This is a genomic window from Mycetocola sp. TRD_SC_2 (genome assembly GCF_055361225.1).
The window spans coordinates 264,218-287,726 of the sequence record NZ_CM143954.1 but is presented as its reverse complement, the minus strand read 5'-3'; the positions used below and the strand labels follow the sequence as shown (position 1 = coordinate 287,726).

Annotated in this window: 28 protein-coding genes; 11 read left to right on the top strand and 17 right to left on the bottom strand. The window is 65.3% G+C overall.

The window, feature by feature from the left end:
- The first annotated feature begins 62 nt into the window (after positions 1-62).
- Positions 63-512 (top strand): Hsp20/alpha crystallin family protein, encoded by a 450-nt coding sequence (locus ACWA1Q_RS01525; RefSeq protein WP_463758944.1) that lies wholly within the window; start codon positions 63-65, stop codon positions 510-512.
- A gap of 70 nt (positions 513-582) precedes the next feature.
- On the opposite strand, the gene ACWA1Q_RS01520 is transcribed toward ACWA1Q_RS01525, so the two are convergent.
- Together ACWA1Q_RS01520 and ACWA1Q_RS01515 are read right to left on the bottom strand one after the other, a co-directional pair.
- The gene (locus tag ACWA1Q_RS01520; RefSeq protein WP_463758943.1) at positions 583-1,764 is read right to left on the bottom strand and encodes an AMP-binding protein; all 1,182 of its coding nucleotides are present in this window, start codon (positions 1,762-1,764) and stop codon (positions 583-585) included.
- 128 nt (positions 1,765-1,892) lie between these two features.
- Positions 1,893-2,798, bottom strand: coding sequence for a 1,4-dihydroxy-2-naphthoyl-CoA synthase (locus tag ACWA1Q_RS01515; RefSeq protein WP_463758942.1), 906 nt, complete (start codon positions 2,796-2,798; stop codon positions 1,893-1,895).
- Positions 2,799-2,913: 115 nt separating this feature from the next.
- Between ACWA1Q_RS01515 and ACWA1Q_RS01510 the strand changes: the two genes are divergently transcribed.
- Both ACWA1Q_RS01510 and ACWA1Q_RS01505 read left to right on the top strand, forming a co-directional pair.
- Positions 2,914-3,915, top strand: coding sequence for an o-succinylbenzoate synthase (locus ACWA1Q_RS01510; RefSeq protein ID WP_463758940.1), 1,002 nt, complete (start codon positions 2,914-2,916; stop codon positions 3,913-3,915).
- A 343-nt stretch (positions 3,916-4,258) separates the two neighbouring features.
- A complete protein-coding gene (locus ACWA1Q_RS01505) occupies positions 4,259-4,558 on the top strand; it encodes a GIY-YIG nuclease family protein (protein WP_463758939.1) in 300 nt (99 codons plus the stop codon).
- 154 nt (positions 4,559-4,712) lie between these two features.
- Here the strand turns inward: ACWA1Q_RS01505 and ccsB are convergent, their stop codons facing one another.
- The 6 genes from ccsB to ACWA1Q_RS01475 are packed head-to-tail and all read right to left on the bottom strand — an operon-like array spanning position 4,713 to position 9,773.
- Positions 4,713-5,675: a c-type cytochrome biogenesis protein CcsB gene (gene ccsB / locus ACWA1Q_RS01500; protein WP_463760901.1), complete on the bottom strand. Its 963-nt coding sequence runs from the start codon at positions 5,673-5,675 to the stop codon at positions 4,713-4,715.
- Between the two features lie 45 nt (positions 5,676-5,720).
- Positions 5,721-6,134 (bottom strand): DUF3054 domain-containing protein, encoded by a 414-nt coding sequence (locus tag ACWA1Q_RS01495; RefSeq protein ID WP_463758938.1) that lies wholly within the window; start codon positions 6,132-6,134, stop codon positions 5,721-5,723.
- Positions 6,131-7,816, bottom strand: a complete 1,686-nt coding sequence (gene resB, locus ACWA1Q_RS01490) for a cytochrome c biogenesis protein ResB (protein WP_463758936.1) — start codon at positions 7,814-7,816, stop codon at positions 6,131-6,133. Before resB ends, ACWA1Q_RS01495 begins: the two co-directional genes overlap by 4 nt.
- A complete protein-coding gene (locus ACWA1Q_RS01485; protein ID WP_463758935.1) occupies positions 7,800-8,546 on the bottom strand; it encodes a cytochrome c biogenesis CcdA family protein in 747 nt (248 codons plus the stop codon). The genes resB and ACWA1Q_RS01485 overlap by 17 nt, the downstream gene beginning before the upstream one ends.
- A gap of 7 nt (positions 8,547-8,553) precedes the next feature.
- Positions 8,554-9,129, bottom strand: a complete 576-nt coding sequence (locus ACWA1Q_RS01480; RefSeq protein ID WP_463758933.1) for a TlpA family protein disulfide reductase — start codon at positions 9,127-9,129, stop codon at positions 8,554-8,556.
- A gap of 8 nt (positions 9,130-9,137) precedes the next feature.
- Positions 9,138-9,773 (bottom strand): histidine phosphatase family protein, encoded by a 636-nt coding sequence (locus tag ACWA1Q_RS01475; protein WP_463758931.1) that lies wholly within the window; start codon positions 9,771-9,773, stop codon positions 9,138-9,140.
- Between the two features lie 120 nt (positions 9,774-9,893).
- Between ACWA1Q_RS01475 and aspS the strand changes: the two genes are divergently transcribed.
- A complete protein-coding gene (gene aspS / locus ACWA1Q_RS01470; protein ID WP_463760899.1) occupies positions 9,894-11,219 on the top strand; it encodes an aspartate--tRNA(Asn) ligase in 1,326 nt (441 codons plus the stop codon).
- 110 nt (positions 11,220-11,329) lie between these two features.
- Here aspS and ACWA1Q_RS01465 read toward each other — a convergent pair whose 3' ends face one another.
- The 3 genes from ACWA1Q_RS01465 to ACWA1Q_RS01455 are packed head-to-tail and all read right to left on the bottom strand — an operon-like array spanning position 11,330 to position 12,321.
- Complete coding sequence (locus tag ACWA1Q_RS01465; protein WP_463758929.1) at positions 11,330-11,629, bottom strand: Dabb family protein; 300 nt, start codon at positions 11,627-11,629, stop codon at positions 11,330-11,332.
- The gene (locus tag ACWA1Q_RS01460; protein ID WP_463758928.1) at positions 11,626-11,895 is read right to left on the bottom strand and encodes a glutaredoxin family protein; all 270 of its coding nucleotides are present in this window, start codon (positions 11,893-11,895) and stop codon (positions 11,626-11,628) included. The genes ACWA1Q_RS01465 and ACWA1Q_RS01460 overlap by 4 nt, the downstream gene beginning before the upstream one ends.
- A 9-nt stretch (positions 11,896-11,904) precedes the next feature.
- Positions 11,905-12,321 (bottom strand): SRPBCC domain-containing protein, encoded by a 417-nt coding sequence (locus ACWA1Q_RS01455; RefSeq protein ID WP_463758927.1) that lies wholly within the window; start codon positions 12,319-12,321, stop codon positions 11,905-11,907.
- A gap of 56 nt (positions 12,322-12,377) precedes the next feature.
- Between ACWA1Q_RS01455 and ACWA1Q_RS01450 the strand changes: the two genes are divergently transcribed.
- The 3 genes from ACWA1Q_RS01450 to ACWA1Q_RS01440 all read left to right on the top strand — a co-directional run bounded on the left by ACWA1Q_RS01450 (position 12,378) and on the right by ACWA1Q_RS01440 (position 14,039).
- Entirely contained in the window at positions 12,378-12,824 is a 447-nt protein-coding gene (locus ACWA1Q_RS01450) for a RidA family protein (protein WP_463758925.1), read from the top strand.
- 61 nt (positions 12,825-12,885) lie between these two features.
- Positions 12,886-13,218, top strand: a complete 333-nt coding sequence (locus ACWA1Q_RS01445) for a DUF6412 domain-containing protein (protein WP_463758923.1) — start codon at positions 12,886-12,888, stop codon at positions 13,216-13,218.
- A 68-nt stretch (positions 13,219-13,286) separates the two neighbouring features.
- Positions 13,287-14,039, top strand: a complete 753-nt coding sequence (locus ACWA1Q_RS01440) for a YidC/Oxa1 family membrane protein insertase (protein ID WP_463758921.1) — start codon at positions 13,287-13,289, stop codon at positions 14,037-14,039.
- Positions 14,040-14,239: 200 nt separating this feature from the next.
- Here the strand turns inward: ACWA1Q_RS01440 and ACWA1Q_RS01435 are convergent, their stop codons facing one another.
- Both ACWA1Q_RS01435 and ACWA1Q_RS01430 read right to left on the bottom strand, forming a co-directional pair.
- Positions 14,240-14,338 carry a 30S ribosomal protein bS22 gene (locus ACWA1Q_RS01435; protein ID WP_003792170.1) on the bottom strand — a complete coding sequence of 33 codons (99 nt, stop codon included), beginning with the start codon at positions 14,336-14,338 and terminating at the stop codon, positions 14,240-14,242.
- A 166-nt stretch (positions 14,339-14,504) separates the two neighbouring features.
- The gene (locus tag ACWA1Q_RS01430; protein ID WP_463758919.1) at positions 14,505-14,942 is read right to left on the bottom strand and encodes an ArsR/SmtB family transcription factor; all 438 of its coding nucleotides are present in this window, start codon (positions 14,940-14,942) and stop codon (positions 14,505-14,507) included.
- Between the two features lie 72 nt (positions 14,943-15,014).
- Here ACWA1Q_RS01430 and ACWA1Q_RS01425 point away from each other — a divergent pair, with 72 nt between their 5' ends.
- Together ACWA1Q_RS01425 and ACWA1Q_RS01420 are read left to right on the top strand one after the other, a co-directional pair.
- Positions 15,015-16,457 carry a TrkH family potassium uptake protein gene (locus ACWA1Q_RS01425; protein WP_463758917.1) on the top strand — a complete coding sequence of 481 codons (1,443 nt, stop codon included), beginning with the start codon at positions 15,015-15,017 and terminating at the stop codon, positions 16,455-16,457.
- Positions 16,450-17,121, top strand: coding sequence for a potassium channel family protein (locus ACWA1Q_RS01420; RefSeq protein ID WP_463758916.1), 672 nt, complete (start codon positions 16,450-16,452; stop codon positions 17,119-17,121). Before ACWA1Q_RS01425 ends, ACWA1Q_RS01420 begins: the two co-directional genes overlap by 8 nt.
- Positions 17,122-17,233: 112 nt before the next feature.
- Here ACWA1Q_RS01420 and proC read toward each other — a convergent pair whose 3' ends face one another.
- The 4 genes from proC to ACWA1Q_RS01400 form a co-directional block, all read right to left on the bottom strand.
- Positions 17,234-18,028, bottom strand: a complete 795-nt coding sequence (gene proC, locus ACWA1Q_RS01415) for a pyrroline-5-carboxylate reductase (RefSeq protein WP_463760898.1) — start codon at positions 18,026-18,028, stop codon at positions 17,234-17,236.
- Positions 18,029-18,095: 67 nt separating this feature from the next.
- Positions 18,096-18,971, bottom strand: a complete 876-nt coding sequence (locus ACWA1Q_RS01410; RefSeq protein WP_463758914.1) for a LacI family DNA-binding transcriptional regulator — start codon at positions 18,969-18,971, stop codon at positions 18,096-18,098.
- Positions 18,952-21,393, bottom strand: a complete 2,442-nt coding sequence (locus ACWA1Q_RS01405) for a glycoside hydrolase family 2 protein (protein ID WP_463758913.1) — start codon at positions 21,391-21,393, stop codon at positions 18,952-18,954. The genes ACWA1Q_RS01410 and ACWA1Q_RS01405 overlap by 20 nt, the downstream gene beginning before the upstream one ends.
- Complete coding sequence (locus ACWA1Q_RS01400) at positions 21,390-21,572, bottom strand: hypothetical protein (protein ID WP_463758912.1); 183 nt, start codon at positions 21,570-21,572, stop codon at positions 21,390-21,392. The genes ACWA1Q_RS01405 and ACWA1Q_RS01400 overlap by 4 nt, the downstream gene beginning before the upstream one ends.
- Here ACWA1Q_RS01400 and ACWA1Q_RS01395 point away from each other — a divergent pair.
- Both ACWA1Q_RS01395 and ACWA1Q_RS01390 read left to right on the top strand, forming a co-directional pair.
- On the top strand, positions 21,571-22,323 hold the full coding sequence (locus ACWA1Q_RS01395; protein WP_463758911.1) for a sugar phosphate isomerase/epimerase family protein: 753 nt from the start codon (positions 21,571-21,573) through the stop codon (positions 22,321-22,323). The genes ACWA1Q_RS01400 and ACWA1Q_RS01395 overlap by 2 nt on opposite strands.
- Complete coding sequence (locus ACWA1Q_RS01390; protein WP_463758909.1) at positions 22,320-23,426, top strand: Gfo/Idh/MocA family protein; 1,107 nt, start codon at positions 22,320-22,322, stop codon at positions 23,424-23,426. Before ACWA1Q_RS01395 ends, ACWA1Q_RS01390 begins: the two co-directional genes overlap by 4 nt.
- Positions 23,427-23,509: the final 83 nt, after the last annotated feature.

The window sequence follows — 23,509 nt, the reverse complement described above, 5'->3', positions numbered from 1 at the left end:
AGTCACCTCGACTCAACCCCACATACCCAACATCGAACCCTACGAACAGAAAGGAAACTTCAATGGCACTGAACTTCGACCCGTTCCGCGAACTCGACCGAATGACCGACACTCTGCTCGGAGTTCGTCAGGGTCCGCGCGTGATGCCGATGGACCTGTACCGCGAAGGCGACCACTACGTTCTCGCGGCAGACCTGCCCGGAATCGACCCGGGGTCCGTCGACATCGACGTGGACGGACAGCTGCTGACGATCCGCGCCGAGCGCACCCTCGGGGCAGCGGAGGGAGCCAAGTGGATCGCGCGCGAGCGCATGGCCGGTTCCTTCCTCCGCCAGCTGAACCTCGGGCAGGGAATCGACGTTGAAAAGATCGCCGCGAACTACACCAACGGTGTTCTGAGCGTCACGATCCCGGTGAGCGAGCGTGCAAAGCCGCGCAAGATCGAGGTGGCGGCAGGTAACGAGCAGGAGAACCTGACCGTGAAGGAAGGCCAGAAGTCCGTCGACGCCTGATCCGCGTTCACGACAGGCGGCCGGGGCACTCGTCCCGGCCGCCTTCGCGTGTTCACGGTCTTCCTGTGGATCACACGGCGTCGAGCGCCGAGTCTTCGCCGTTCTCTTTCAACGTCACCGCGACGATCGCCACGATCGCCAGCCGGTCTGGCTTGCCGGACGGCAGCAGCGGCAGCTCATCGAGCCGGACGATGTGCGCGGGGCGTGAGGGTTTGCCCAGGGACGCCGCGACGGCATCCGCTATTTCGGTCAGTGACGGATGCCTGGCGCTCGTCACGACGACGGGCACCTCTCCCCACTCCCGGTGTGCGGCAGGGACGACCACGGATTCGGTGAGGTCGGGAAGACCGCGGACCACCCGCTCGACCCGGTCGAGCGAGACGTTGACGCCCCCGGAAATGATGACGTTGTCGGCGCGGCCGAGCACGCGCAGTTCACCGTTAGCGAACTCGCCGAGATCACCGGTGCGATACCAGCGCAGGCCGTCGGCGACGGTGAAGGTGCGGGAGGTGAGTTCGTCGTCACCGAGGTATCCCTCCGCGAGCATCGGACCCGCGAGTTCGATCTGCCCGTCGACGATGCGCACGTGCACCCCGGGCAACGGGATCCCGTTGTAGACGCAGCCGCCCGAGGTTTCGCTCGAACCGTAGGTGCGGAAGATGGGGAGCCCGAGCTGCTCGGTGCGCTGGAGCAGCTGTGGTGGTGTTGCCTGCCCCCCGACGAGGATGCCGTCGAAGCGGCGCAGTGCCATCAGGCCAGCCCTCGACTCGAGCAGCCTCGCGAGCTGAAGCGGCACGAGGGATGTGTAGTGCTGCTCACCACTGAGGGAACGGGATGCCTCGGCGAAGGCGGCGGGGTCGAACCGTCCCGGTGGAAGAACGACGGGAACGGTGCCGGCGGCGATCGAGCGGGTGAGCACCTGAAGCCCGGCGACGTAGTGGGCGGGAAGGGCGAGCAGCCACTGCCCCTGCCCCTCGAGTGCCGTTGCACTCGAGGAAGCGCTCGCGAGGAGGGCATCGCAACTGAGGGCGACCCGCTTCGGGATGCCGGTGGAACCGGACGTCTCGAGGACGACGCCCACGGGCTGCGCCACGGTTTCCTGAGCGCTGGCGTGAACGGCGTTGCCGCCTGCATCGCCCGCATCGCCGTCGACGGGAGTGATGGCTGGGCCCGAGCGGTCGAGGGCTCGGCGCAGCTCCACCATGAGGTCGAGGGGCCTTCTCGCCGGCACCCGAACGAGCATCCGCGTCATAATCTCAGTGTAGGCACGGGCATGGTCGGCTGTCGGGCCGGCATCCATCGAGATCGCGCGTTCGAGGGACGCAAACTGCTCTCAGACCGACGTGTGAGAGCAGTTTGCGTCCCTTGAAGCCGCTTGGGTCAGAACTGCCACGGATACGGCGACCAGTCGGGCTCCCGTTTCTCCAGGAACGAGTCCCGGCCCTCGACCGCCTCGTCGGTGCCGTATGCGAGCCGGGTCGCCTCGCCGGCGAACACCTGCTGGCCCATGAGCCCGTCATCGACGGCGTTGAACGCGTACTTGAGCATCCGGATGGCAGTCGGCGACTTGGTGAGGATGGTGCGGGCCCAGTCCAGTGCCGTCGACTCCAGCTCGGCATGCGGGACGACGGCGTTGACGGCGCCCATCTCGTATGCGCGCCGTGCGGAGTACTCCTCGGCCAGGAAGAAGATCTCACGGGCGAACTTCTGCCCGATCTGGCGGGCGAAATACGCGCTGCCGTAGCCGGCGTCGAAGGAGCCGACGTCGGCATCCGTCTGTTTGAATTTGCCGTGTTCCTCGCTCGCGATCGTGAGGTCGCAGACCACGTGCAGCGAGTGGCCGCCGCCCGCCGCCCAGCCCGGCACGACAGCGATGACGACCTTGGGCATGAAGCGGATGAGTCGCTGCACCTCGAGAATGTGGAGGCGTCCGCTGCGGGCGGTGTCGACGCCTGAGGCGGAGTCGCTCTCGGAGTACTGATAGCCGTCGCGCCCCCTGATGCGCTGGTCGCCGCCGGAGCAGAACGCCCAGCCGCCGTCCTTCGGGCTCGGGCCGTTGCCGGTGAGCAGCACGACGCCGATGCGCGGATTGGTGCGGGCATCTTCGAGGGCCCGGTAGAGCTCGTCAACCGTGTGGGGGCGGAAAGCGTTGCGGACCTCGGGCCGGTTGAACGCAACCCGTGCGATCCTGCCCGTGAGGTCGTGGTGGTAGGTGATGTCGGTCAGCGAGCCGAAACCGGCTACCTCTGCCCATTGGCTCTCGTCGAAAATCTCAGACACCGTCATGAATCCAGCCTAGAGCGCCGGGTCGTGCTGCCTCTGCCGTGGAGCCGGCCGCCCCGCAACGGGTGTTTTTCGGGTCGTCACCTGTTGCGCGCGATCGACACGGCAGAATGGGGGCATGCCTGACACACTGTCGTTCGCCCGGCCCCTGCCGGACCTCGCTGAGTTGATCGCGTCAGCACGAGTCGTGACCCTTCCGCTCGCGACCCGGTTCCGCGGCATCGAGGAACGCGAGGCGCTCCTCCTCGAGGGCGAGAACGGCTGGGCTGAATTCTCGCCATTCCTCGAGTACGACGACGCCGAAAGTACCACCTGGTTGCGGGCTGCTGTTGAATTCGCGTGGGGTGACCTTCCTGCCCCGTTGCGCCGAAGCATCCCGGTCAATGCGACGGTACCTGCCGTCCACGTGGACCGCGTCGCCGGCATCCTCAAAAGATTCGACGGATGCCGCACCGCCAAGATCAAGGTCGCGGAACGCGGGCAGACCCTCGTCGAAGATATTTCACGGGTTCGGCGGGTGCGTGACCTGATGGGCCCTGAGGGCCGGATCCGGGTCGATGCCAATGGCGGCTGGAACGTGGACGAGGCCGAGCATGCCATCCACGCCCTCGCCGAGTTCGACCTCGAATACGTCGAGCAGCCGTGTGAGACCGTGCCCGAGCTCGTGGAGATCCGGCGCAGGACCAAGTACATGGGCGTTCCCATCGCCGCGGATGAGAGTGTGCGCAAGGAGGACGACCCGATCGCCGTCGCGAGGAGTGGGGCGGCAGACATCCTCGTGCTCAAGGCCCAGCCGCTCGGGGGAATCCGTCGCGCGCTCGACGTGATCGCAGAGGCCGGGCTTCCCGCTGTCGTGTCGAGTGCGCTCGACACCTCGGTCGGCCTGTCGATGGGGGCGTGGCTCGCTGCCGCCGTCCCCGAACTCGAATACGACTGCGGGCTGGGCACCGCATCGCTCCTGTCTGCGGATGTCACGGACGATCCACTGCACGCGGTGAACGGGTCGATCGATGTGCGGCGGGTCATCCCCTCGCCGCGACTGCTCGACGGCTACGCGGCATCCGCTGAGCGTCGCGAGTGGTGGCTGGACCGCCTGAGGCGCTGTTACGCGCTCCTCTGATCGCGATCACCCCACCCTTCGTTGATCGAGCCCGTTTGTCGTTGATCGAGCCCCTTTGTCGTTGATCGAGTAGCGAAGCGTATCGAGATCCCCCCTCTTCGCTGATCGAGTAGCGTTCGCGAGGAACGAGCGCCGCGTATCGAGATCGCCTCCCTCTTTGCTGATCGAGTAGCGTTCGCGAGGAACGAGCGCCGCGTATCGAGATCGCCTCCCTCTTCGCTGATCGAGTAGCGTCGCGAGGAACGAGCGCCGCGTATCGAGATCGCGCTGTGAACAACTCCCCGTTCTCCACGATCTCCGATTAGTTCTGACGGCGCTCGCCTGAGCCGGGCATCCTGCCGATATGCCCTACGTCTACATCCTCCGCTGCGCCGACGGTTCGTACTATGTCGGGAGCACCCGCAACCTCGAGAACCGGGTCGATCAGCACAACAGTGGTTTCGGCGCTGAGTACACAAGAAACCGTCGCCCTATCGAGCTCGTGTTCGCTGCCGAGTTCGACAACGTCGGCGATGCTTATGCCATGGAGAAACGGGTTCAGGGCTGGGGCCGCGCAAAGCGCGAAGCCCTGATCGAGGGTCGCTTCGGTGATCTGAAAGCGCTGAGCAAGAAGAAGTTCCCGAAGAAACCGACAGCGACATAGGCCTCATCGGTGGTCGTGCAGCGACGCGAGGAACGAGCACCGCGTATCGAGACCGGATCTCGATACGCTCCTCCGTCGCTACTCGATCAACGAAAAAGGCGCACCTTCCGTCACCGGTTTCTGAGCTCGTCGAAGTACGATCAACGAGGAGGGGCTAGAGGCCCGAGTACGCGTGCAGACCCTTGAAGAACAGGTTCACAACCGAGAAGTTGAACATCACCGCGACGAAGCCGATGATCGCGAGCCACGCGGACCGTGATCCACGCCAGCCGCGGGTCGCCCGGGCGTGGATGTACCCGGCGTAGATCACCCAGATGATGAAGGTCCAGACCTCTTTGGTGTCCCAGCCCCAGTACCGACCCCAGGCGCGCTCGGCCCAGATCGCGCCGGCGATGAGGGTGAACGTCCACAGGATGAAGCCGACGATGTTGGTGCGATAAGCGAGGTTCTCGAGCCGCTGCGCTGTCGGCAGGGTGGCGAGGAACTTGAGCTTGAGGGTCTTCAGATCGGCTCCGCCCGCCTGACGGCGGTGCTGCACGAGCTGGAGCACCGCCAGTGCGAAACCGAGAGCGAAGAACGCGGTCGCAGCAGACGCGACGAACACGTGAATGATGAGCCAGGCCGACTGCAGCGCCGGCGGAAGCGGTACGACCTCGACGTAGAAGTTGACGGCGGCGATCCCGAGCAGGACGAGAACGAGGCCGGTGATGAAGGTACCGAGGAAGCGCAGGTCGATCCGCAGCAGCACCACGAGGTAGACGGCGATGATGAGCAGGGTTCCGGTCAGGCCGAACTCGTACATGTTCGCCCACGGCACCCGCTCAGCCGCAACACCGCGCGTGATCACCGACGTGAGGTGCAGCAGGAAACCAAGCACCGTGAGCGCGAGCGCGACCCGAAGCACCGGTGAGCGCCGGGCCGCGACCTGCGGGGCGTCAGCGTCGGGGCGGGTCAGTGTGGCGACGGGACCTTCGCCGTCCCTGGCGGCCACGACTCCTGCAGCGGCACCCGATGCAGCGCCCCCGGATGCCATCCCATCGGCTACAGCCGTGACGTCGGCCGAGCGACGGGCGAGGTCGAGCGAGAACGCGATGAAAGCGAGCGCATACAGCGCCATTGCCGACCAGAGGGCGAGCACTGACAGTTGGTTGAGATCCACGATCTAAGGGTACCTCTCGGTTGTGCGGCGTAATTCTGCGGATGCTGCCCGTGTGCGGCGTCGGCGAAGAAGGGCGTTGACCACTCGCCAGCCCACGAGCAGCAGGCCCAGCGCGAGCGTTGCGACGATGATGAACGGCGCGGCGGTGCCCTGTCCGGATGCCGCGCGGAGCAGCATCCCTCCGGCCACGGTCACGATCCAGATCCAGACGCCCTGGCCCACGCTGACCGGTCGGTGAAGGATTCCGACAACGAGCCAGGCAACAGCGAGCGCCGCGGCGAATGGCCACCAGGCGATGAGCAGGCCGACGATGCCGGGGTTTTCCTGGTGCGTGCCTCGGCCCACAATCACGAACAGCAGGGTCGCCGCGAGGTCAAAGCCGAAAGCCCGCGCGCTGTAGCCCCACGAGTTGCTCATCGGGGCAAGCCGAGGGCGGTCCCGTGGCGGTAGGCGAGGGCATCAACTGCTTCGCCCAGCCCAGGGTCTTCACCCCGCGCGAGTCCGGCGTATTCGACCCGGACGGTGCCGTCTGCGTTGTCGGTCGCCTTGATCCACACGCGGCGGCGGGGAATGAACAGCGAGGTCAGCAGTCCACCGAGGATGAGGATGGCGAAGGTCAGCACCCAGCCCTGGGTCGGGTCGCGGTGCACATCGAATGAGGCGAAGCGTGCGACGGATCCCGTGAAGTCTGCGGTCGAGACGGAGTCGTCTGCGAGCGCCGCGGCATCCGGATTCGCGTTCTCGAACGTGATCGAGCCACGGCCACCGGGGAGTTCCTGGCTCTGCCCCGGCATCAGTTCGATCGAGTCGACACCGGTCTTGCCCCCGGTGAGCTGGGTCATGTCGTCGATGTCGAGCGAGTACACGGACTTCGGCGCACCATCGTTGATGCCGAGGTCACCGGAGTAAACGTTGAGCGTGAGGACGGGGAAGACAAGGTCGGGGTAGGTCGAGGTATACGCGCCGGTCTCCAGCTCGTAGGCGGTCGGGTACAGGAACCCGATCATGCCGAGCTGTTCTTCAAGGCCGTCCGGGACTTTGATCACACCGAGGGAAGTGAGGTTGCCGTCCTGGGGAAGGAACGGCACCGAGTCGGTCCAGACGACGTCGCCGTCCGGGTCGCGCACGGTGATGGTGGGCGCGTACCCGTTGCCGAGCAGGTAGATGTCCGTTCCCTCGAACCGGAGCGGGTCGTTGACCTTGACGGCGCGTTCCTCGGTGTCACCGTTGGGCAGCCGGGTGGTGACGTTCGCGGTGAAGTCGACCGGCTGGCCGTATGCGTCGAGATTCTCCTTCTCGTACGTCACATCGAACTGGTCGAGGGTGAGAGCATACGGCGTGAGGTCGTCGGCATTGTAGAAACGACCCGGGTTGAACGAGTTGAAGTCGAGGAGGGTGTTGACGAAGGTCTGGCCTTCGACCACGACGCGCTGCCCCGCGTAGCCGAGCCCGCCGCCGATCGCGACGGTGACAAGCATCCCGACGAGGGCGGAGTGGAAGACGAGGTTGCCGGTTTCGCGGAGGTAGCCGCGCTCGGCCGAGACGGACACATCGCCGTTCTTGCCCTGATACAGCTCGGTCCGGTAGCCGGACTTCCTGAGCAGCGTGTGCGCGGATTCGATCGCCGCACCGGCATCGCCGCCGCCTTCGAGGGTGACTTCGGTGTGCGCAGCCAGACGCTCCAGTCGAGCCGGGGTCCGCGGGGGCTTGGACCGCATGGCCTGGAAGTGGTGCTTCGTGCGCGGCACGACACAGCCGATGAGCGAGATGAACAGCAGCAGGTAGATGCTCGAGAACCAGACGGAGCCGTAGACGTCGAACATCTGGATGTTGTCGAGGATCGGCGCGAGATCCGGGTTGTCGGTGAAGTACTGGATGACGCCGTTGGGGTCCGAACTGCGCTGCGGCACGAGCGAGCCGGGAACGGCGGCGATCGCGAGCAGCAGGAGCAGCAGCAACGCCGTGCGCATGCTCGTCAGCTGTCGCCAGACGAACCGGAGGGTGCCGACGAAGCCAAGCTTCGGCTGGATGATGTCGTTCGATGGATCGTCGGCGCTTTGGGGGGCGCCCGCGTCAACGTAATCAGATGGCCGTGACATAACCGTCTATCAATACTCCGACTCGTGACATGAGAACTCCCCACAGACCGGACACCATGAGCACACCGATGAGGATGAGCAGGATGCCGCCTGCGACGTTGATCGCGCGGATATGCCGTTTCAGGAATGCAACCGATCCGGTGACCCAGTCGAGGCCAGCCGCGACCAGGAGGAACGGAATCCCGAGGCCGAGGCAGTAGACGAGACCGAGGAGCGCACCGCGCCCGGTGGACCCCGAACTCAGACTGAGCGCCTGGATGGCGATGAGGGTGGGGCCGAGGCACGGCGCCCAGCCGATCGCGAAGACCACTCCGAGGAGCGGGGCTCCTGCGAGACCGGTCACCGGGCGGAACGAGGATTTCACCGTGCGTTGCAGGAACGAGAACTGGCCGACAAAGACCAGCCCCATCACGATCACGACGACGCCGAGGACGCGAGTGATGACATCCTGCCACTGCACGACGAACGCGCCGATCGTGCCGGCGAAAGCGCCGATGAGAACGAAGACGATACTGAAACCGAGAACGAACAGCAGCGCGCCGAGCATCACCCTGGATCGGGCGGGTGCCTGCTTGGTGCGTGGACCGTTCGACATGCCGCTCACGTAACCGAGGTACCCGGGAACGAGGGGCAGCACGCACGGCGACGCGAACGACACCAGGCCGGCGAGCAGCGCGATGGGGACGGCGGCAACGAGCTGGCCGTTGAGGACGATCTCACCCGGGTTCATGTCGGCGCTACTCCGCGATCGCGTCGCTGATGAGCGTGCGAAGTATTGAGGCGTCCCTGAGCTGGCCGAGGATGCGAGCCGAGACCCGGCCCTCTTTGTCGAGCACGATCGTCGTCGGCACGGCCTTCGGCGGAACGGTTCCGGTGAAGGCGAGCTTCACCGCGCCGTCCTGCACGTCGAGGATCGACGGGTAGGTGATGCCGTAGCTCTCGTTGAACGAGAGGGCGGTGTCTGCCTGGTCGTAGACGTTGACGCCGATGAACTGGGCACCCTTGCCGTCGAATTCAGCGCTGAGTTCCTGCAGGTCCGGTGCTTCGGCTCGGCAGGGAGCACACGCGGCGTACCAGAAGTTGACGACGAGCACATCGCCGGCGAAGTCGCCGGACGAGATCTCTTCGCCGTTCTCGATCTCGCCGGAGAAGCTGATGGATTCGCCGCGCTCACCCTCGGGAATCTCGGTGACTGATCCGTCGCCCGCGATGTAGCCCTTGTTGCTGCCCTCTTTGTACTGCTCGGCGAGCGGGTCGCTGGAGCAGCCCGCAAGAAGGAGTGTGGCGGCGAGAGCGACCGCGACCGTGCGCATCCGCCGTCTCATACCGCTCCCACGTCCGTTGCATCCTCGGCGAGTGGCGCGGCCGGGTCGGTATAACCGACCTCGACGAAGACACCATCCCGGTGCTCGAACGTCGTGATGCTCGACAGGGCGCAACGGCGCTGGCGCGGGTCGTGCGGCAGCCTGCCGTCGCCGAGCGCGGAGTGGACCATCCAGATCGGCAGCTGGTGGCTGACGAGGACAACGTCGCCCGATGGTGTCGACTCCCACGCGTCGCGCACGGCATCGAGCATGCGCGCGACGATCGAGACGTACGGCTCACCCCACGTGGGCTTGCTCGGGTTGCGCAGCGCGAACCAGTTGGCGGGGTTGCGCAGGGCGAGCCGCATGACGGTGCCCTCGAAGTGATTGGTGGGCTCGATGATCCGTTCATCGGTTTCGATGCCGAGTTTGAAGCGATCAGCGATCGGCGCCGCTGATTCCTGTGCCCGCTGGAGGGGGGATGCCACGAGTCGCGTGATCTCACGGTCGCGCGCTGCGAGGTCGTCGGCGGCGGCGGCCGCCATCCGTTCACCGAGTTCGGACAGGCGGTACCCGGGAAGGCGCCCGTAGAGGACGCGGAGGGGATTATGCACCTCGCCGTGACGGACGAGATGGATCTGGCTGGCTACCACACCTCCCAGTCTACGTTTCGTAGAACTTGGAAAGTACCGTGAGCGCTGCCGCCCGACAGAAGCACGAATCCGCGGGAGTTGACGGCTCGCGTAAGCTTGACCCCCGTGACTACACGCGCATTGATCAAGAACCTGGCCGACCTCCCCGAGGGCCCCGTCTCCGTCTCCGGTTGGGTCGAGACCGTCCGCGACCAGAAGAAGGTGCAGTTCATCGTTCTCCGCGATGAGTCCGGCGCTGCCCAGCTGGTCAATCCGGCGGTTCGCGAACTGAACGACGAAGACGAAGCATCCGCGTCGAAGCTCGCGATCACCGAGACGATCTCCGCCCTGGCGCACGGCTCGTTCATCACGGTCACCGGCACGCTCAAGCACGACGAGCGCGTGAAACTCGGCGGGCTCGAGATCAAGCTCGACACCCTCGACGTCGTCGGAGAGGCTCTGCCCGACACCCCGATCGCTGCGGATTCGAGCCTCGACAAGCGCATGGACTGGCGCTTCCTCGACCTGCGCAACCCGAAGCAGAACCTCATCTTCCGCATCCAGACCACGTTCGAGCACGCGCTTCGCACCTACTGGATCGACAACGACTTCATCGAACTGCACACCCCGAAGCTCATGGCGTCAGCGAGTGAGTCACGTGCCGAGCTGTTCGAGGTCGAGTACTTCGACACCAAGGCCTACCTCGCGCAGAGCCCCCAGTTCTTCAAGCAGATGGCGCAGTCGGCCGGCTTCGGCAAGATCTTCGAGGTCGGGCCCGCGTTCCGCGCCGACCCGTCGTTCACCTCGCGCCATGCCACCGAGTTCACCTCGATCGACTCCGAGATCAGCTGGATCGACTCGCACGACGACGTCATGCAGCTGCACGAGGACCTCATCGTCGCTGGGTTCAGCGCAGTGAAGGAGAAGCACGGCGAAGAGATCAGGACACTGTTCGACATCGAGGTCACCGTTCCCACGACTCCGTTCCCGCGGATTCCGCTCGCCGAGGCCAAGCGGATCGTCGCCGAGCGCGGCTACGAGGTTCCCCGTGCAGACGACGACATGGACCCCGAGGGCGAGCGCCAGATCGCGGCGTACGTCGCCGAGACATTCGGGCACGAGTTCGTGTTCCTCACCGACTACGCGTCAAGCATCCGCCCGTTCTACCACATGCGTCACGACGGCGACGCGTCGATCACCAAGAGCTACGACCTCATCTTCAACGGTGTCGAGATCTCGACCGGCGCGCAGCGTGAGCACCGCATCGACGTGCTCATCGAGCAGGCCAAGGAGAAGGGCCTCGAGCCCGAGGAGCTCGAGTTCTACCTCGACTTCTTCCGCTACGGCGTTCCCCCGCACGGTGGCTTCGGCATGGGCCTCGCGCGCGTGCTGATGCTCATGCTGCACGAGACGTCGATCCGCGAGGTCACGTACCTGTTCCGCGGACCGACCCGCCTGCTTCCGTAGGCCGTTCGACGGGTTCGGCCACCGGCGCGCTTTCACGCATTGCGGCCGGATTCACCTGTCACGACGGGTGAATCCATCCGTGACGAGTGAAGACGCGGATGCGACGCGCGTCAGACCTCGAAGTCGACGGCGACGCGGTCCTCGCGGACCTCACCGATGTACTTGCCGACCCGCTGGTGTTCCGGGTGCACCGAGTACCGCTCGAGCGCATCGGCGTCGTCGAAGTCCGCGACCAGCACGACGTCCCAGTTGACCTCGGGGAACAACACGTTGCTGCCGACCTGCAGCGCGCGGATCTCGGGGATGAGCGCCGGGAGCTCGTCCATCTGACGGGCGATCTCGGCGGCGTGCTCTGCCTTCGTGGCGGCGTCCGTCGCGGCAAGTTTCCAGCAGACGATGTGGCGGATCATGTGAGCTCCAGGAGTGCGGTGGTCAGGCGAGCCGGGTCGATCCGCCAGTAGTTGTGGACCCGCCCGTTGATGAGCAGGACGGGGATCTCCTCGACGTGCTTCGCTGACAGCGCCGGGTCGTCGAGGATCGAGACCTCGTCGAGGGTGATCACCGGAGCATCCGTTCTCGTCGAGAGATCGTTGATCACACCGGTGACGACCGTGCGCGCGTCATCGCAGAGATGACAGCCCGGTTTGCCGATGAGGGTGAGGGATGCCGTTGCCACCGATCCAGCCTAATTGGCGAACTGCGCCACGAGGGAGTCGGTTACGCGGTGCCAGTGCCCGAGCATCATGCGTCGTTCGTCGCGGTCGGCAAGGTCCCCGTGGTGGACGTCGACGGTGGTGCCGTCGCCGGCCTTCGTGAGGGTCAGCGTCAGGGTGGTCTCGTGCGGCCAGTCCTCGGGGTGCCAGGTGAGCTTGAGGAGTTTCTTCTCCTCGTAGCCGCGGATCACGCCGCGCACGCCGTCGTTGGTACGGAATCTCACGCCCTTCTTCGACGGAAGCTCTGCGATCTCGCCGAGCCACATCGGCAGCCCGGGGCCGGTGAGGTAGGACCAGACCTCGGGAACCGAGGCTGTGACAGTCTTGCGAACCCCGACGTCCCAGCCGGCGTCTTTGTTCGTGCCGGCGGTGTTCTTCGATTCGCTCATATACCCGAGCTTAACGGTTACAATTTCGCGCAGGTACCGTTCGCACTGGAGGCATCATGGCGTTGTTCCACATCAACCCCGGGTCCATGCACAAGAACCCGTACTTTTCGCAGGCGACCCTCGTCGATGGTGGTCGCCTCCTTTTCGTCGGCGAGCAGAACGGGGTGGATGCCACGGGCGCGATCGTTCCCGGAGGAGCAGGCGCGCAAGCGGCCCAGGCGGTCGAGCAGCTGAAGGCGATTCTCGCCGACGTCGGTGCCGACACATCCGCCGTCGCGAAGCTGACCGTCTACTTCAGCAAGGATGTGACGCTCGATGAGGTGTTCGGGCCGGCGATCGAGAAGTGGGGATCACAGCCAACGGCCATCACGGTGCTGCAGGTGTACGCCCTCGCCCGCCCGGATGCACTCGTCGGAATCGAGGCGGTCGTCAACCTGCCTGCCCTCGACAGCGGCGGGCACGAGTTCGCGAGCTCTGTGGTGCCGCCACCGCTGGTCGAGTAGCGAGCGCCAGCACCCACACACCGCTGGTCGAGTAGCGAGCGCCAGCGAGCGTATCGAGGCCGTGTCCGGTAACCTCGAACTCACCGAACTCGAGGACCTCATGAGAGAACTGCACGCGCACCTGGTCATGCTGCTGACCGCGTCGTTCCTCGTGCTTGCGGTCGCACAGGGTGAGCCCTCCACCGTGCTCGTTGCCGGAGTCGCCGTCCTGGCGGCATCCGCTCTTCTCGGTGCGCGGTACCTCGCGGTCATCATCATCGCCCTGAGGCTCATGGTGGGGTCGCGGTCACGCGAACACCGAGAGTCCCTGACGCGGATTCCAGCACCCAGCCACCCCAACACGGCGGGACGGCCCCAGCCGCGAGCACCCGGCCTGTCAGAGGCGGTCGCGTAGCCCTTCAGTAAGAGGAGAGCCGCGACCATTCGTCGCAACCCTTTCCCTCTGACCGTTAGGACTCCCCTGTGGACATCTATTCGTTCGCGCCCATCGCGATCGTGCTCGACTTTGCCTACTCACTCGTTTCCGGCCTCGCCGGACTGCTGACTCCTGTCGCGGGCTCGCTCGCCACCGCGGCGGCGATCATCGCGATCACCATGATCGTTCGCACCGCCCTCATCCCGGTCGGCCGCTCCCAGGTGCGTGCCGAGTTCACTCGCCGCCGGCTCGCGCCCAAACTTCAGGAGCTCCAGCGCCGCTACAAGAAGAAACCCGAGGTCCTCCAGAAGAAGACGATGGAACTGTATGCCGCAGAGAAGGCGTCACCGCTCGCCGGGTGCCTCCCCACACTCCTGCAGGCACCCGTGATCTCGACCGTCTACGGTCTGTTCATCCTGCAGGGGATCAACGGGCATCCGAATGAGCTGCTCACCGAGGAAGTCCTCGGCGTCGCGCTCGGGATGCCACTCGTCGGCTTTCTCGGGTCGGGTGCGGTGTGGCCGGGCGTGCTCGTCTATGTCGGGCTGCTCGCGGTGATCGCGGGCGTCGCCTGGTTCTCGCGGCGGGCGGCGCTCAAGAACGCACCGGTCACACCGGAGTCCGTGCCGCCCGCGATGCAGAACCTCACGGGGACACTCAGCTGGATGCCGTTTCTCACGGTGGTCTTCGCTGCCATCGTGCCTCTCGCCGCGACGCTCTACCTCGCGGTCACGACGACGTGGACGCTTGTCGAACGCGCAGTGCTGCGGCGGCGTTACGAGGCTATGGCGACGGAGTAGCTCGCATCTCTTGGTTGATCGAGTAGCTCGCGCAGGGAGCGTATCGAGATCGCAGCGGGATCTCGATACGGCCGCGGGCGGCCTACTCGATCACCGGGGCGGGCGGGCGAACCGCCTACTCGATCACCGGGGCAGGGCGGCCGGATACGCCAAAAAGCGCCAGCCCACGAGGGTCTGACGCTTCACTGGTGCGTTGCTTGTTACTTCTTGTTGCGACGCTGGTGACGAGTCTTACGAAGCAACTTGCGGTGCTTCTTCTTCGCCATACGCTTGCGGCGCTTCTTGATTACAGAACCCACTACTTACCTCACAAAGTTGGCGGTGGCCGCGGATGCCACGGCCGGCAGTAAAAAATGCCTCGGGACAGTCTAGCTGATTCGCGAGGCGCAAGCTCCCACGCCGAGGTCAGGCGCTGTCAGCGACGTGTTCAGACAGGAATCGCGGGGACCGCAAACGTGAAGGCCCCTACTTCCCAAGCTTCTTGCTGACCGCCTGCACAGCGGAGGAGACGCGGTGCGTGGTGTCCGCAACCGCGTGCCCGATGGCATCCGCCATGGTCTTCGCCTGGTCGGTGAGGGCGTGCTGACCGAGCCCGACCGCCTCGGCGATGTCGAAATCGACGCTGAGGAACGGGATGAGCCAGTCCTCGACGGTCTCGAGCGGGGAGTATTCGAGCCGGTAGTAGCGGTGCTGCCCCTCCTCGCGCACGGCGACAAGGCCCGCCTCGCGGAGGACCTTCAGGTGCTTCGACACGGTGGGCTGGCTCAGACCGAGGGCTGTCACGATCTCGGAGACGCTCGTCCCCCCGTGCGAGACGGCCGAATCGCTCTCGTACCGGTCGAGGAGGATCTGCAGGATGTCACGCCGGGTGGCGTCTGCAATCACGTCAAAAATGTCAGCCATCCCCCAAGGCTAGTGACTCTCAGCACGGAGTACCATGACATCGGTCCCAACTGAGCCAAGAACGGGGGAACCGTGACGGGCAGTACCACCGAGGGCCGACCTCACATTCTGGTTCTCACCGGATTCGCCCGGCTCCGCGAGATGGTCAACGACTTCACCGGCCGGTCACCATCCCGATTTGCGCTGCTTGTCTTTTCAGCGCTGATCCTGCTGTTCACGTTGCTGTTCTCGATGCCCATCGCCGCCTCCTCAGGCACATCGACGCCGCTCGCCGACGCGTTCTTCACCGCTGTGTCGGTCATTTGCGTCACCGGGCTCTCAACGGTCGACATGGCGACGCACTGGTCGGTCGTCGGCCACATGCTCGTCTATATCGGTGTGCAGATCGGCGCCGTCGGCGTTCTGACGCTCGCATCCATCCTCGGCATGGTCATCTCGCGCCGGCTCGGCCTGCGCGCGAAGCTCATGGCCGCGAGCGACTCCAACCCCATGCGCGGCCACCGTGGCCCCGTCGCCGAGGGCCAGGCGGTGCGCCTCGGTGAGATCGGCAGCCTGCTCGCCACCGTGGCACTCAGCCTCGTGGTCATCGAACTGGTCATCGCCATCCTTCTCTTCCCGCGGATGCTCATCGACGGCGTTCCTCTCGGGGATGCCATCTGGCACAGCTTCTATTACTCGGCCATGGCCTTCACGAACACCGGCTTCACCCCCAACGCCGAAGGGCTCGGCACGTTCGCGAACGACTACTGGTTCCTGTCGACGCTCATGCTGGGAGTGTTCCTCGGGGCGCTCGGATTCCCCGTCATCTACGCGCTGAAGCGCCACCTGTTCCGCACCAGATTCTGGTCGTTGCACGTCAAGCTCACGCTCGTCACGACGCTCATCCTTCTTTTCCTCGGCGCGGGTGCCTTTGCACTCCTCGAATTCGACAACGCGAAGACGTTCGGCTCCCTCAACGCGAGCGACACCGTGTTCCAGTCGATCTTCCTGTCGATGATGACGAGGTCAGGCGGGTTCGCGTCGATCGAGATCGCCGACCTCAACGGCTCAAGCCTGCTCGTCGCCGACATGCTCATGTTCATCGGTGGCGGTTCGGCGTCGACCGGCGGCGGCATCAAGGTGACGACCCTGGCCGTCATCTTCCTCGCGGCCCTCGCCGAGGCGAAGGGCAGTCCGGACATGGAAGCGTTCGGGCGCCGAATCCCACCGGACGTGCTCCGCGTCGCCCTGAGCGTCGTGCTCTGGGGTGCCACCATCGTCGCGTTGTCGTGCATCATCCTGCTCCAGATGACCAAAGCACCACTCGACCACGTTCTGTTCGACGTGATCTCGGCATTCGGCACCGTCGGCCTGTCGACCGGACTCACCGGTCAAGTCGATAATCCCGCCAAGTATGTGCTCGCCATGACCATGTTCCTCGGCCGAGTTGGTACAGTGACACTCGCTGCGGCCGTCGCCGCCTCTACAAGCACGAGGCTCTACCGCAGACCCGAAGAAAGGCCCATCGTTGGTTGACCGTATCAAGCACGATGCTCCTGTGCTCATCATCGGACTCGGCCGGTTCGGTGCCGCGTGTGCCGGTGAGCTGGACCGCCTCGACCGTGAAGTGCTCGCGATCGACGCCGGAGCGGAACTCGTGCAGAAGTGGTCCGAACGGATCACCCACACCGTGCAGGCTGACGCCCGCAACATCGAGGCGCTCAAGCAGATCGGCGCGCAGGACTTCTCGATCGCCGTCGTCGCCGTCGGCTCCTCGATCGAGGCGAGCGTGCTCATCACCGCAAACCTCGTCGACCTCAAGATCCCCCAGATCTGGGCGAAGGCCGTCTCTCAATCGCACGGCAAGATCCTCGCCCGGGTCGGCGCCAACCACGTCATCTACCCCGAGGCCGAGGCCGGTGAACGTGTCGCCCACCTCGTCAGCGGCCGGATGCTCGACTTCATCCAGTTCGACGACGACTTCGCCCTCGTCAAGATGTACCCGCCGAAGCCGATCCGCGGGCTACCGCTGGGCCAGAGCGGTGTACGCTCGAAGTACCACATCACCGTCGTTGGCGTGAAGTCCCCCGGCAAGCCGTTCACCTACGCCACGGCCGAGACCGTTGTCACCGACCACGACCTCATCATCGTGTCCGGAACCACGGCCGACATCGAAAAGTTCGCGTCGCTCACGAGCTGACCTGCGCGTCTGTTCATCTACTGCGGACGGATTCACCTGATACGCCGGGTGCTTGCGACCGGGATGGATGACAACGCGGATGCCATCGGCTCCGTCGAGCGGACGACTCCGGTTACGAACCGGCGGCGAGTTCCTTCGCCCGCGCGAGCGCGGCATCCGTTGCCTCGTCGAACGTGCGCTTGAGGTTCGCGCTCTGCAGCACGGCCACGGCGCGCTCGGTCGTGCCTTTGGGGCTCGTGACCTGGATCCGCAGCTCTTCGGGCGACTGATCGGACTGGGCAAGAAGCTCAGCGGCCCCGCGGAATGTGCCGTTCACGAGAATCGCCGCCTGCTCGGGCGTGAAACCCTTGCTGATCGCGGTCTTCGTGAGTTCCTCGATCAGGAGGAAGACGTAGGCGGGACCCGACCCGGAGATGGTGCTGAGCGCGTCGAGCTGCGACTCGGGCACCTCGATGACCGTCCCGACGGTCTCGAACACGGCGCGGCCGACGGCGAGATCCTCGTCGCTCGACCGGGTGCCCGCTGACAGCCCGGTGACGCCTCGCCCGACGACCGAAGGGGTATTGGGCATCGAGCGCAACACGGCGACGGTGTCGGGCAGCAGCGCCTCGAACGTGGCGACCGTGACGCCGGCAGCGACGCTGATCACGATCGTGCCCGGCTCGAGAAAGTCGGCGATCTCGCGGAGCAGGTCAGGAACCATCGCGGGCTTCACGGCCACGAGAACGACGCGCGCTCCGGCGACAGCGGTGCGGTTGGCATCCGCATCGTCCTCGAGAGCGATCGACGTGACCCCGGGGAGTTTCGCGAGTTCAGCCGCCTTGGCATGGGTCCGATTTGTCACCCGGATGCCGCCGGTCACCTCGGCTCGCGGCTGGAGCAGACCGGAAAGGATCGCCGACCCCATCGAGCCGGTACCGAGAATCGCAATGCTGGGGATCGTTTGAACGTCGCTCACCCCGCCAGTGTATTGGTCAGCTGCTGGTTGCCAGGCGGACGGTCCGGGTGGACTCGCGCTCGATCAGATGCGGCGACTCGGTCACCCGACTGGGGTCTGGCTTGCCGTCGAGCACATCGAGGAACACGTGCGCCGTCTGTGCGCCGTAGTCGACCCGATCGTGCATCAACGCGGAAAGCGGTGGGGACGCGAGCTGGCAATGCACGGAGTCGTCCCACGCAAATATCGCGACATCCTCAGGAACCCGGAGTCCCGCCTGATGCACGACGTCGAGGCCGGCGAGCGCCATCACGTCGTTGTCGTAGATCAGTGCTGTCGGACTGGGCTGCTCGCTCAGCAGAACGGTGGTCGCCGCCGCGCCGGCCTCGGCGGTGTAGTCCGCTTCGACCACCCGGGTTTCCACACCGAGGCGGATACCGGCGTCGACGAAGGCATCGTCGCGCACGATGGTGTGCATGAGCCCACTCGGCCCGGCGATCCGGCCGATCCGCTGATGCCCGGCCGCAGCCAGAAAATCCATCGCCTCCCGCATGGTGGAGGCGTTGTCGGTCGACATCGTCGCGAAGTCCGGGGCGAGAAGCGGCGACGCCATGATCACAGCGGGCATCCCCAGTTCGCGCAACAGGTCAAGACGCTGGTCCTCGGGAGCAAGGTCCGAGACGATGACGCCGGCAACCTGTCTGGTCTCGTGCCACCGCCGCAACGTCGTCATTTCGTCGTCGAGGTCGACGACGACCTTGAGCAGGAGGGTCATGCCGCGTTCGGCAAGCACGTCCTCTGCTCCCCGAAGAAACTGCATCCAGAACGGTTCGAGAGGGACGCGGCGTCGGGGCTGGTGCAGGCAGAGCCCCACCGACGCCGGAACGACTCGCTCACTTCGTGACGAGATCATTGACTGAACATAACATCGGGAAGACGGTCGGAAGAGACTCTGGCAGGTCCCCAGTAAGGGTGAAAACGGCGGTCGATCCGGCCGGAAGTGTGACGAGCCCACGGTCGACGGTTGCCTCTGGATGGAGCCGGTCCGCCTGGATCACGATGTCCTTGACGAGAGAGGTCGCGCGGAGGGTGAGCGTCGCGCCCCCTTCGACCCGCTCCACCACGACATCGAGAGCGGATGCCGTCGGAACGAGCGCGAGCTCGGGGTCTCCGGCGAAGTACCAGAACGCGCTGTTGACGCCGTCTGCACTCGCCTCGACGAATTCCGCCGTGGCATCCTTCACCGCGAGAACGCAGCCGTCGAGCGGCAGAAGCACGATGCCTCGAGGCTCGACATCGATATCGACGAAGTGCCCGGCGATGGCGGTGCCGTCAAGCGCGAGTCTGGAGATGCTCACCGTCGCCCTCCAGCGTTCCGCGGAGTCGTTGTGGGCGACGAGCACGGGAACGCCGTCCCGCGGCTGAATCGTCAGCAGCCGGTCGGCATAAGCATGCTTGAGCGCGTGCCACAACGGTTTGCGGTGCCCGGCATAGTCGACGGCGGCCCACGAGATCACGGGCCAGTCGTCGTTCAGCTGCCAGATGATCGAGCCCGTGTTGAGCGGCCAGAGCGACCGGAAGTGCTCGATGCCGTACCGGAGCGCGCGAGCCTGGTTCAGCTGGGTCGCCCAGTGCCACTCCTCGATCGAGCGGGGCGCAGGCAGGTGATCGCCGAGCCCGCGTTCGAGCTTGAGATTGCCCTGATCCGCTTTCTGGTGCACGAGCATCTCCGCCCCGTACGGGTCGAGCGGTTCATCGTGAACGGATGCTGTGAGCGTCGACCAGGCGGGCGGGCCCTGGAACCCGAATTCGCTCGCGAACCGCGGCTGGTACTCGCCGTAGGTCGTGTAGTCCTTCGAATTCCAGACATCCCAGATGTGAGTTGTTCCGTTGCGGGGATCATTGGGGTGCGCGTACCGGGTGAAGGAGAACGGGCTGCCGGGCGAGTACGGCGTCGCCGGATCCAGTTCGGCGACGAGAGCGGGGAACAGGTCGAAGTAGTAGCCCTCTCCCCAGGTCAGGTCTCCCAGCTTCCGGCGCCAATCCCACTCCAGGTAACCCCAGATGTTCTCGTTGCAGCCGTTCCAGAGGGCGAGGCTCGGGTGGGCTGAGAGGCGGGTGATTGCCTCGCGCGCCTCAGCCTCGACTTCGCTGTACAGCGGATCCTCTTCGGCGTACGCGCCGCAGGCGAAGAGGAAGTCCTGCCACACGAGAACGCCGAACTCGTCGCAGGCGTCGTAGAAGTCGTCGGACTCGTACATGCCACCGCCCCACACCCGCAGCATGTTCATGTTCGCGTCGACGGCATCGGTGATCCGTGTGCGGTACCGCTCGCGGGTGATCCGCGTGACGAAAGCATCGTCCGGAATCCAGTTCGCCCCACGGATGCCGATCAACTGCCCGTTGACGAAGAAGGAGAACGGCGCACCGTGCTCATCGGGAGCGGTGTCCAGGGTGACGGTGCGGAACCCGATCCGTCCGTTCCAGGCGCTGTCGCCCGCTGTCACCGCCACGTCGTAGAGCGGCTGCTGCCCGTAGCCGCGTGGCCACCAGAGGTCGATTGCTCCGGCGTCAACGCGCACCGCGGCATCCGTCTGGCCCGGTTGCACTCGGAGCGTCTCGGTTCGCCCGTTCACCGTCACCGAGAGATCGGTAGCCGATGTCGCGGCCGCCCATTCGAGGTCGACGGCAGCGGTCAGGACCCCGGTAGTTCCATCGATCTCGGTAAGCGGGCGGACCGAAGCGATCCGGACGCCGGACCAGGATTCGATGCCGATCGACTTCCAGATGCCGGAACTCGAGACGTCGATGCCCCAGTCCCAGCCGAAGTTCGACGCGACCTTGCGGATCGCGTTGAACGGGTGATGCATGACCGTTGGGCGCGCGCCGAGAAGGGCCTCCTGCTCCCGCGCGAACTCGATCGGGGAGCGGAAATCCACGACGAGTTCGTTCGCACCCTCGACGAGGAGTGAGCCGATGTCGAACCGGTAGCTGCGGTGCTGGTTCTGGGTACGGGCGACCTCAACGCCGTTGAGCGTGATCGTCGCGGCGGTATCGAGCCCGTCAGCGACGAGGTCGTGACGATCAGCGTCTTCACCATCCCAGACGAACGAAGTGCTGTACCGCCAGTCGCAATACCCGATCCAGGCCTGGATCGTTTCGTTGGCGCCGTCGAACGGGTCATCGATGAGCCCGGCGGCGAGAAGGTCGAGCTGCACTTCACCGGGAACCGTCGCCGGGACGTCTCGACCGGCGATTCCGGCGTCGATCGGTCCACCCGTCGCTCGAAGAATCCAGGAAGCGCCGTCGGCGGTGTTGAGGGGTCGGAACGTCACGCTGGTCTCTTTTCTTGGATTCGGAAAACACGGGTGTAGCGATGCGTCGGTTTTGATCCAATCACTTCTGGCTCTTTCCCTCGCGTCGTTGTCATGATAGAAACTATCTTAGGCGAGTTAATAAAGCCGGGCACAAAAGTGTTTTCGGTCGCCCGTTCCAAAAGGATGATGGAGTCCATGACGATATTCGAGAACCCCTCCCTGCAGCTCTACACACTGCGCGATGCCCTGGCAGCGGACTTCGACGGCACGATGGATCGGGTAGCCGCGATCGGCTATCGCCAGGTCGAGCCGTACCGATTCGTCACCGCCGTAGACGAGCTCGAGAGGACACTCGCGTCAACCGGGCTCGTCGCACCATCTGCCCACGTCGGGCTGCTCTCCATCGACGACCAGCGCCCGGTGTTCGAGGCATCCGTCCGCCTCGGCATCGGTATCGTCATCGACCCGCACGTCGACCGCGCGCTCTGGACGACCGCCGACGACATTGCCGCCACCGCCGAGAAGCTCAACCGCGCAGCACAGACAGGCGCTGAGTTCGGTGTCACGGTCGGCTACCACAACCACCACTTCGAACTCGAGAATCGTATCGACGAGCGTTTCGCGCTCGACCTGCTTGTCGACGCACTGGACCCGGCGGTCGTGCTCGAGATCGACACCTACTGGGCCCAGGTCGGTGGGGCCGACCCGGTCGAACTCCTGAAGCGTCTTGGTGATCGCGTCGTCGCCATCCACATCAAGGATGGAGACGGAAGCCTCGATATCACGAAGCAGGTTGCCGTCGGCTCGGGCTCCCTGCCTATCGAGCAGATCATCGCCGCTGCACCCCGTTCAGCCATCGGCGTCGTCGAGCTCGACGGTTTCGACGGCGACGAGTTCGACGCCGTCACCGACAGCTTCAACTACCTCACCGGAAAGGCCTCAGCATGAGCGGCTCCGGTCCCGTTGGCATCGGCATCATCGGTGCCGGCGTCATCAGCGAAACCTACCTCGAGAACCTGCAGTCGTTCCCCGACGTGAAGGTGCACGTCATCGGCGATCTCTTCGAAGAGCTCGCCGCAAAACGCGCCGCCCAGTTCGGCATCGAGTCGAGCGGTGGCGTCGAGACAGTGCTCTCACACCCCGACGTCGAGATCGTGGTCAACCTGACCATTCCCACAGCGCACGTGCCCGTGGCGTTGCAGGCGATCGCTGCCGGAAAGCACGTCATCGGCGAGAAGCCGTTCTCTCTCGATCGTGCCAGCGGACTCGACCTCCTGTCGAAAGCGGCGGATGCCGGCCTCCGTGTCGGCTGCGCGCCAGACACGTTCCTCGGCGCTGGTCTGCAAGCGGCATTGCGCGCCATTCACCGAGGTGACATCGGCACCCCACTGACCGCCCTGACACTGATGCAGTCCCCCGGGCCGGAATCGTGGCATCCGAACCCCGCCTTCCTCTTCCAGGAGGGCGCCGGCCCACTCTTCGACATCGGTCCGTACTACCTGACAACCCTCGTTCAGGCCTTCGGATCCGTCGTGCGCGTTGCCGCGTCAGGGTCGACGGCGCACTCGAAGCGGGTAATTGGTTCGGGCCCCAAGGCGGGTGAAGAGTTCGATGTCACCGTGCCGTCGCACGTTGGCGCGCTGCTGCAGTTCACCGAAGGCGCGACGTCCCAGAGCGTGTGGAGCTTCGACTCGGCCATCCGCAGACAGGGCTTCGTCGAGATCGCCGGCACCGAGGGGACCCTGGTCCTCCCCGACCCGAACAATTTCGACGGCGACGTCGTGATTCACCGTCGCGGTTCCGACACCTCCGAGATTCTCGAGTCGACCGTCGCCAGCTCCACGCGGGGCACTGGGGTGCTCGACCTCGCCAGGGCGATCCGCGAGGACCGCCCTCATCGGGCATCGGGCGAGCTGGCGTACCACGTCGTCGACACCATGGTCGCGGTGAGCGAGTCGATCACGACCGGGGAGTTCGTCGGGGTGGAAAGCGCCGCACCGACTGTGACTCCGCTTCCCGACGGCTGGGACCCGCACGAATCCACCGTCTAGCCAGGCGGGACGCGCCGCGAGGGTCACCTCGCAGGCGACCAATCACAGAACCCACACATTCAGGCCACGCACCACCAACCCAA

Bases quoted from the DNA above. Each gene is read 5' to 3' on its own strand.
- proC (WP_463760898.1), bottom strand. From the start codon at position 18,028: ATGGGGTCGGCGATCCTTTCCGGTCTGCTCCAGCCGCGAGCCGAGGTG.
- ACWA1Q_RS01390 (WP_463758909.1), top strand. From the start codon at position 22,320: ATGAGCGGCTCCGGTCCCGTTGGCATCGGCATCATCGGTGCCGGCGTC.
- ACWA1Q_RS01510 (WP_463758940.1), top strand. From the start codon at position 2,914: ATGCCTGACACACTGTCGTTCGCCCGGCCCCTGCCGGACCTCGCTGAG.
- ACWA1Q_RS01495 (WP_463758938.1), bottom strand. From the start codon at position 6,134: ATGAGCAACTCGTGGGGCTACAGCGCGCGGGCTTTCGGCTTTGACCTC.
- ACWA1Q_RS01400 (WP_463758912.1), bottom strand. From the start codon at position 21,572: ATGGACTCCATCATCCTTTTGGAACGGGCGACCGAAAACACTTTTGTG.
- ACWA1Q_RS01410 (WP_463758914.1), bottom strand. From the start codon at position 18,971: ATGATCTCGTCACGAAGTGAGCGAGTCGTTCCGGCGTCGGTGGGGCTC.
- ACWA1Q_RS01450 (WP_463758925.1), top strand. From the start codon at position 12,378: ATGGCGTTGTTCCACATCAACCCCGGGTCCATGCACAAGAACCCGTAC.
- ACWA1Q_RS01395 (WP_463758911.1), top strand. From the start codon at position 21,571: ATGACGATATTCGAGAACCCCTCCCTGCAGCTCTACACACTGCGCGAT.
- ACWA1Q_RS01430 (WP_463758919.1), bottom strand. From the start codon at position 14,942: ATGGCTGACATTTTTGACGTGATTGCAGACGCCACCCGGCGTGACATC.
- ACWA1Q_RS01520 (WP_463758943.1), bottom strand. From the start codon at position 1,764: ATGACGCGGATGCTCGTTCGGGTGCCGGCGAGAAGGCCCCTCGACCTC.
- ACWA1Q_RS01515 (WP_463758942.1), bottom strand. From the start codon at position 2,798: ATGACGGTGTCTGAGATTTTCGACGAGAGCCAATGGGCAGAGGTAGCC.
- ACWA1Q_RS01480 (WP_463758933.1), bottom strand. From the start codon at position 9,129: ATGCGCACGGTCGCGGTCGCTCTCGCCGCCACACTCCTTCTTGCGGGC.
- ACWA1Q_RS01505 (WP_463758939.1), top strand. From the start codon at position 4,259: ATGCCCTACGTCTACATCCTCCGCTGCGCCGACGGTTCGTACTATGTC.
- ACWA1Q_RS01525 (WP_463758944.1), top strand. From the start codon at position 63: ATGGCACTGAACTTCGACCCGTTCCGCGAACTCGACCGAATGACCGAC.
- resB (WP_463758936.1), bottom strand. From the start codon at position 7,816: ATGTCACGGCCATCTGATTACGTTGACGCGGGCGCCCCCCAAAGCGCC.
- ACWA1Q_RS01465 (WP_463758929.1), bottom strand. From the start codon at position 11,629: ATGATCCGCCACATCGTCTGCTGGAAACTTGCCGCGACGGACGCCGCC.
- ACWA1Q_RS01455 (WP_463758927.1), bottom strand. From the start codon at position 12,321: ATGAGCGAATCGAAGAACACCGCCGGCACGAACAAAGACGCCGGCTGG.
- ccsB (WP_463760901.1), bottom strand. From the start codon at position 5,675: ATGGCGCTGTATGCGCTCGCTTTCATCGCGTTCTCGCTCGACCTCGCC.
- ACWA1Q_RS01485 (WP_463758935.1), bottom strand. From the start codon at position 8,546: ATGAACCCGGGTGAGATCGTCCTCAACGGCCAGCTCGTTGCCGCCGTC.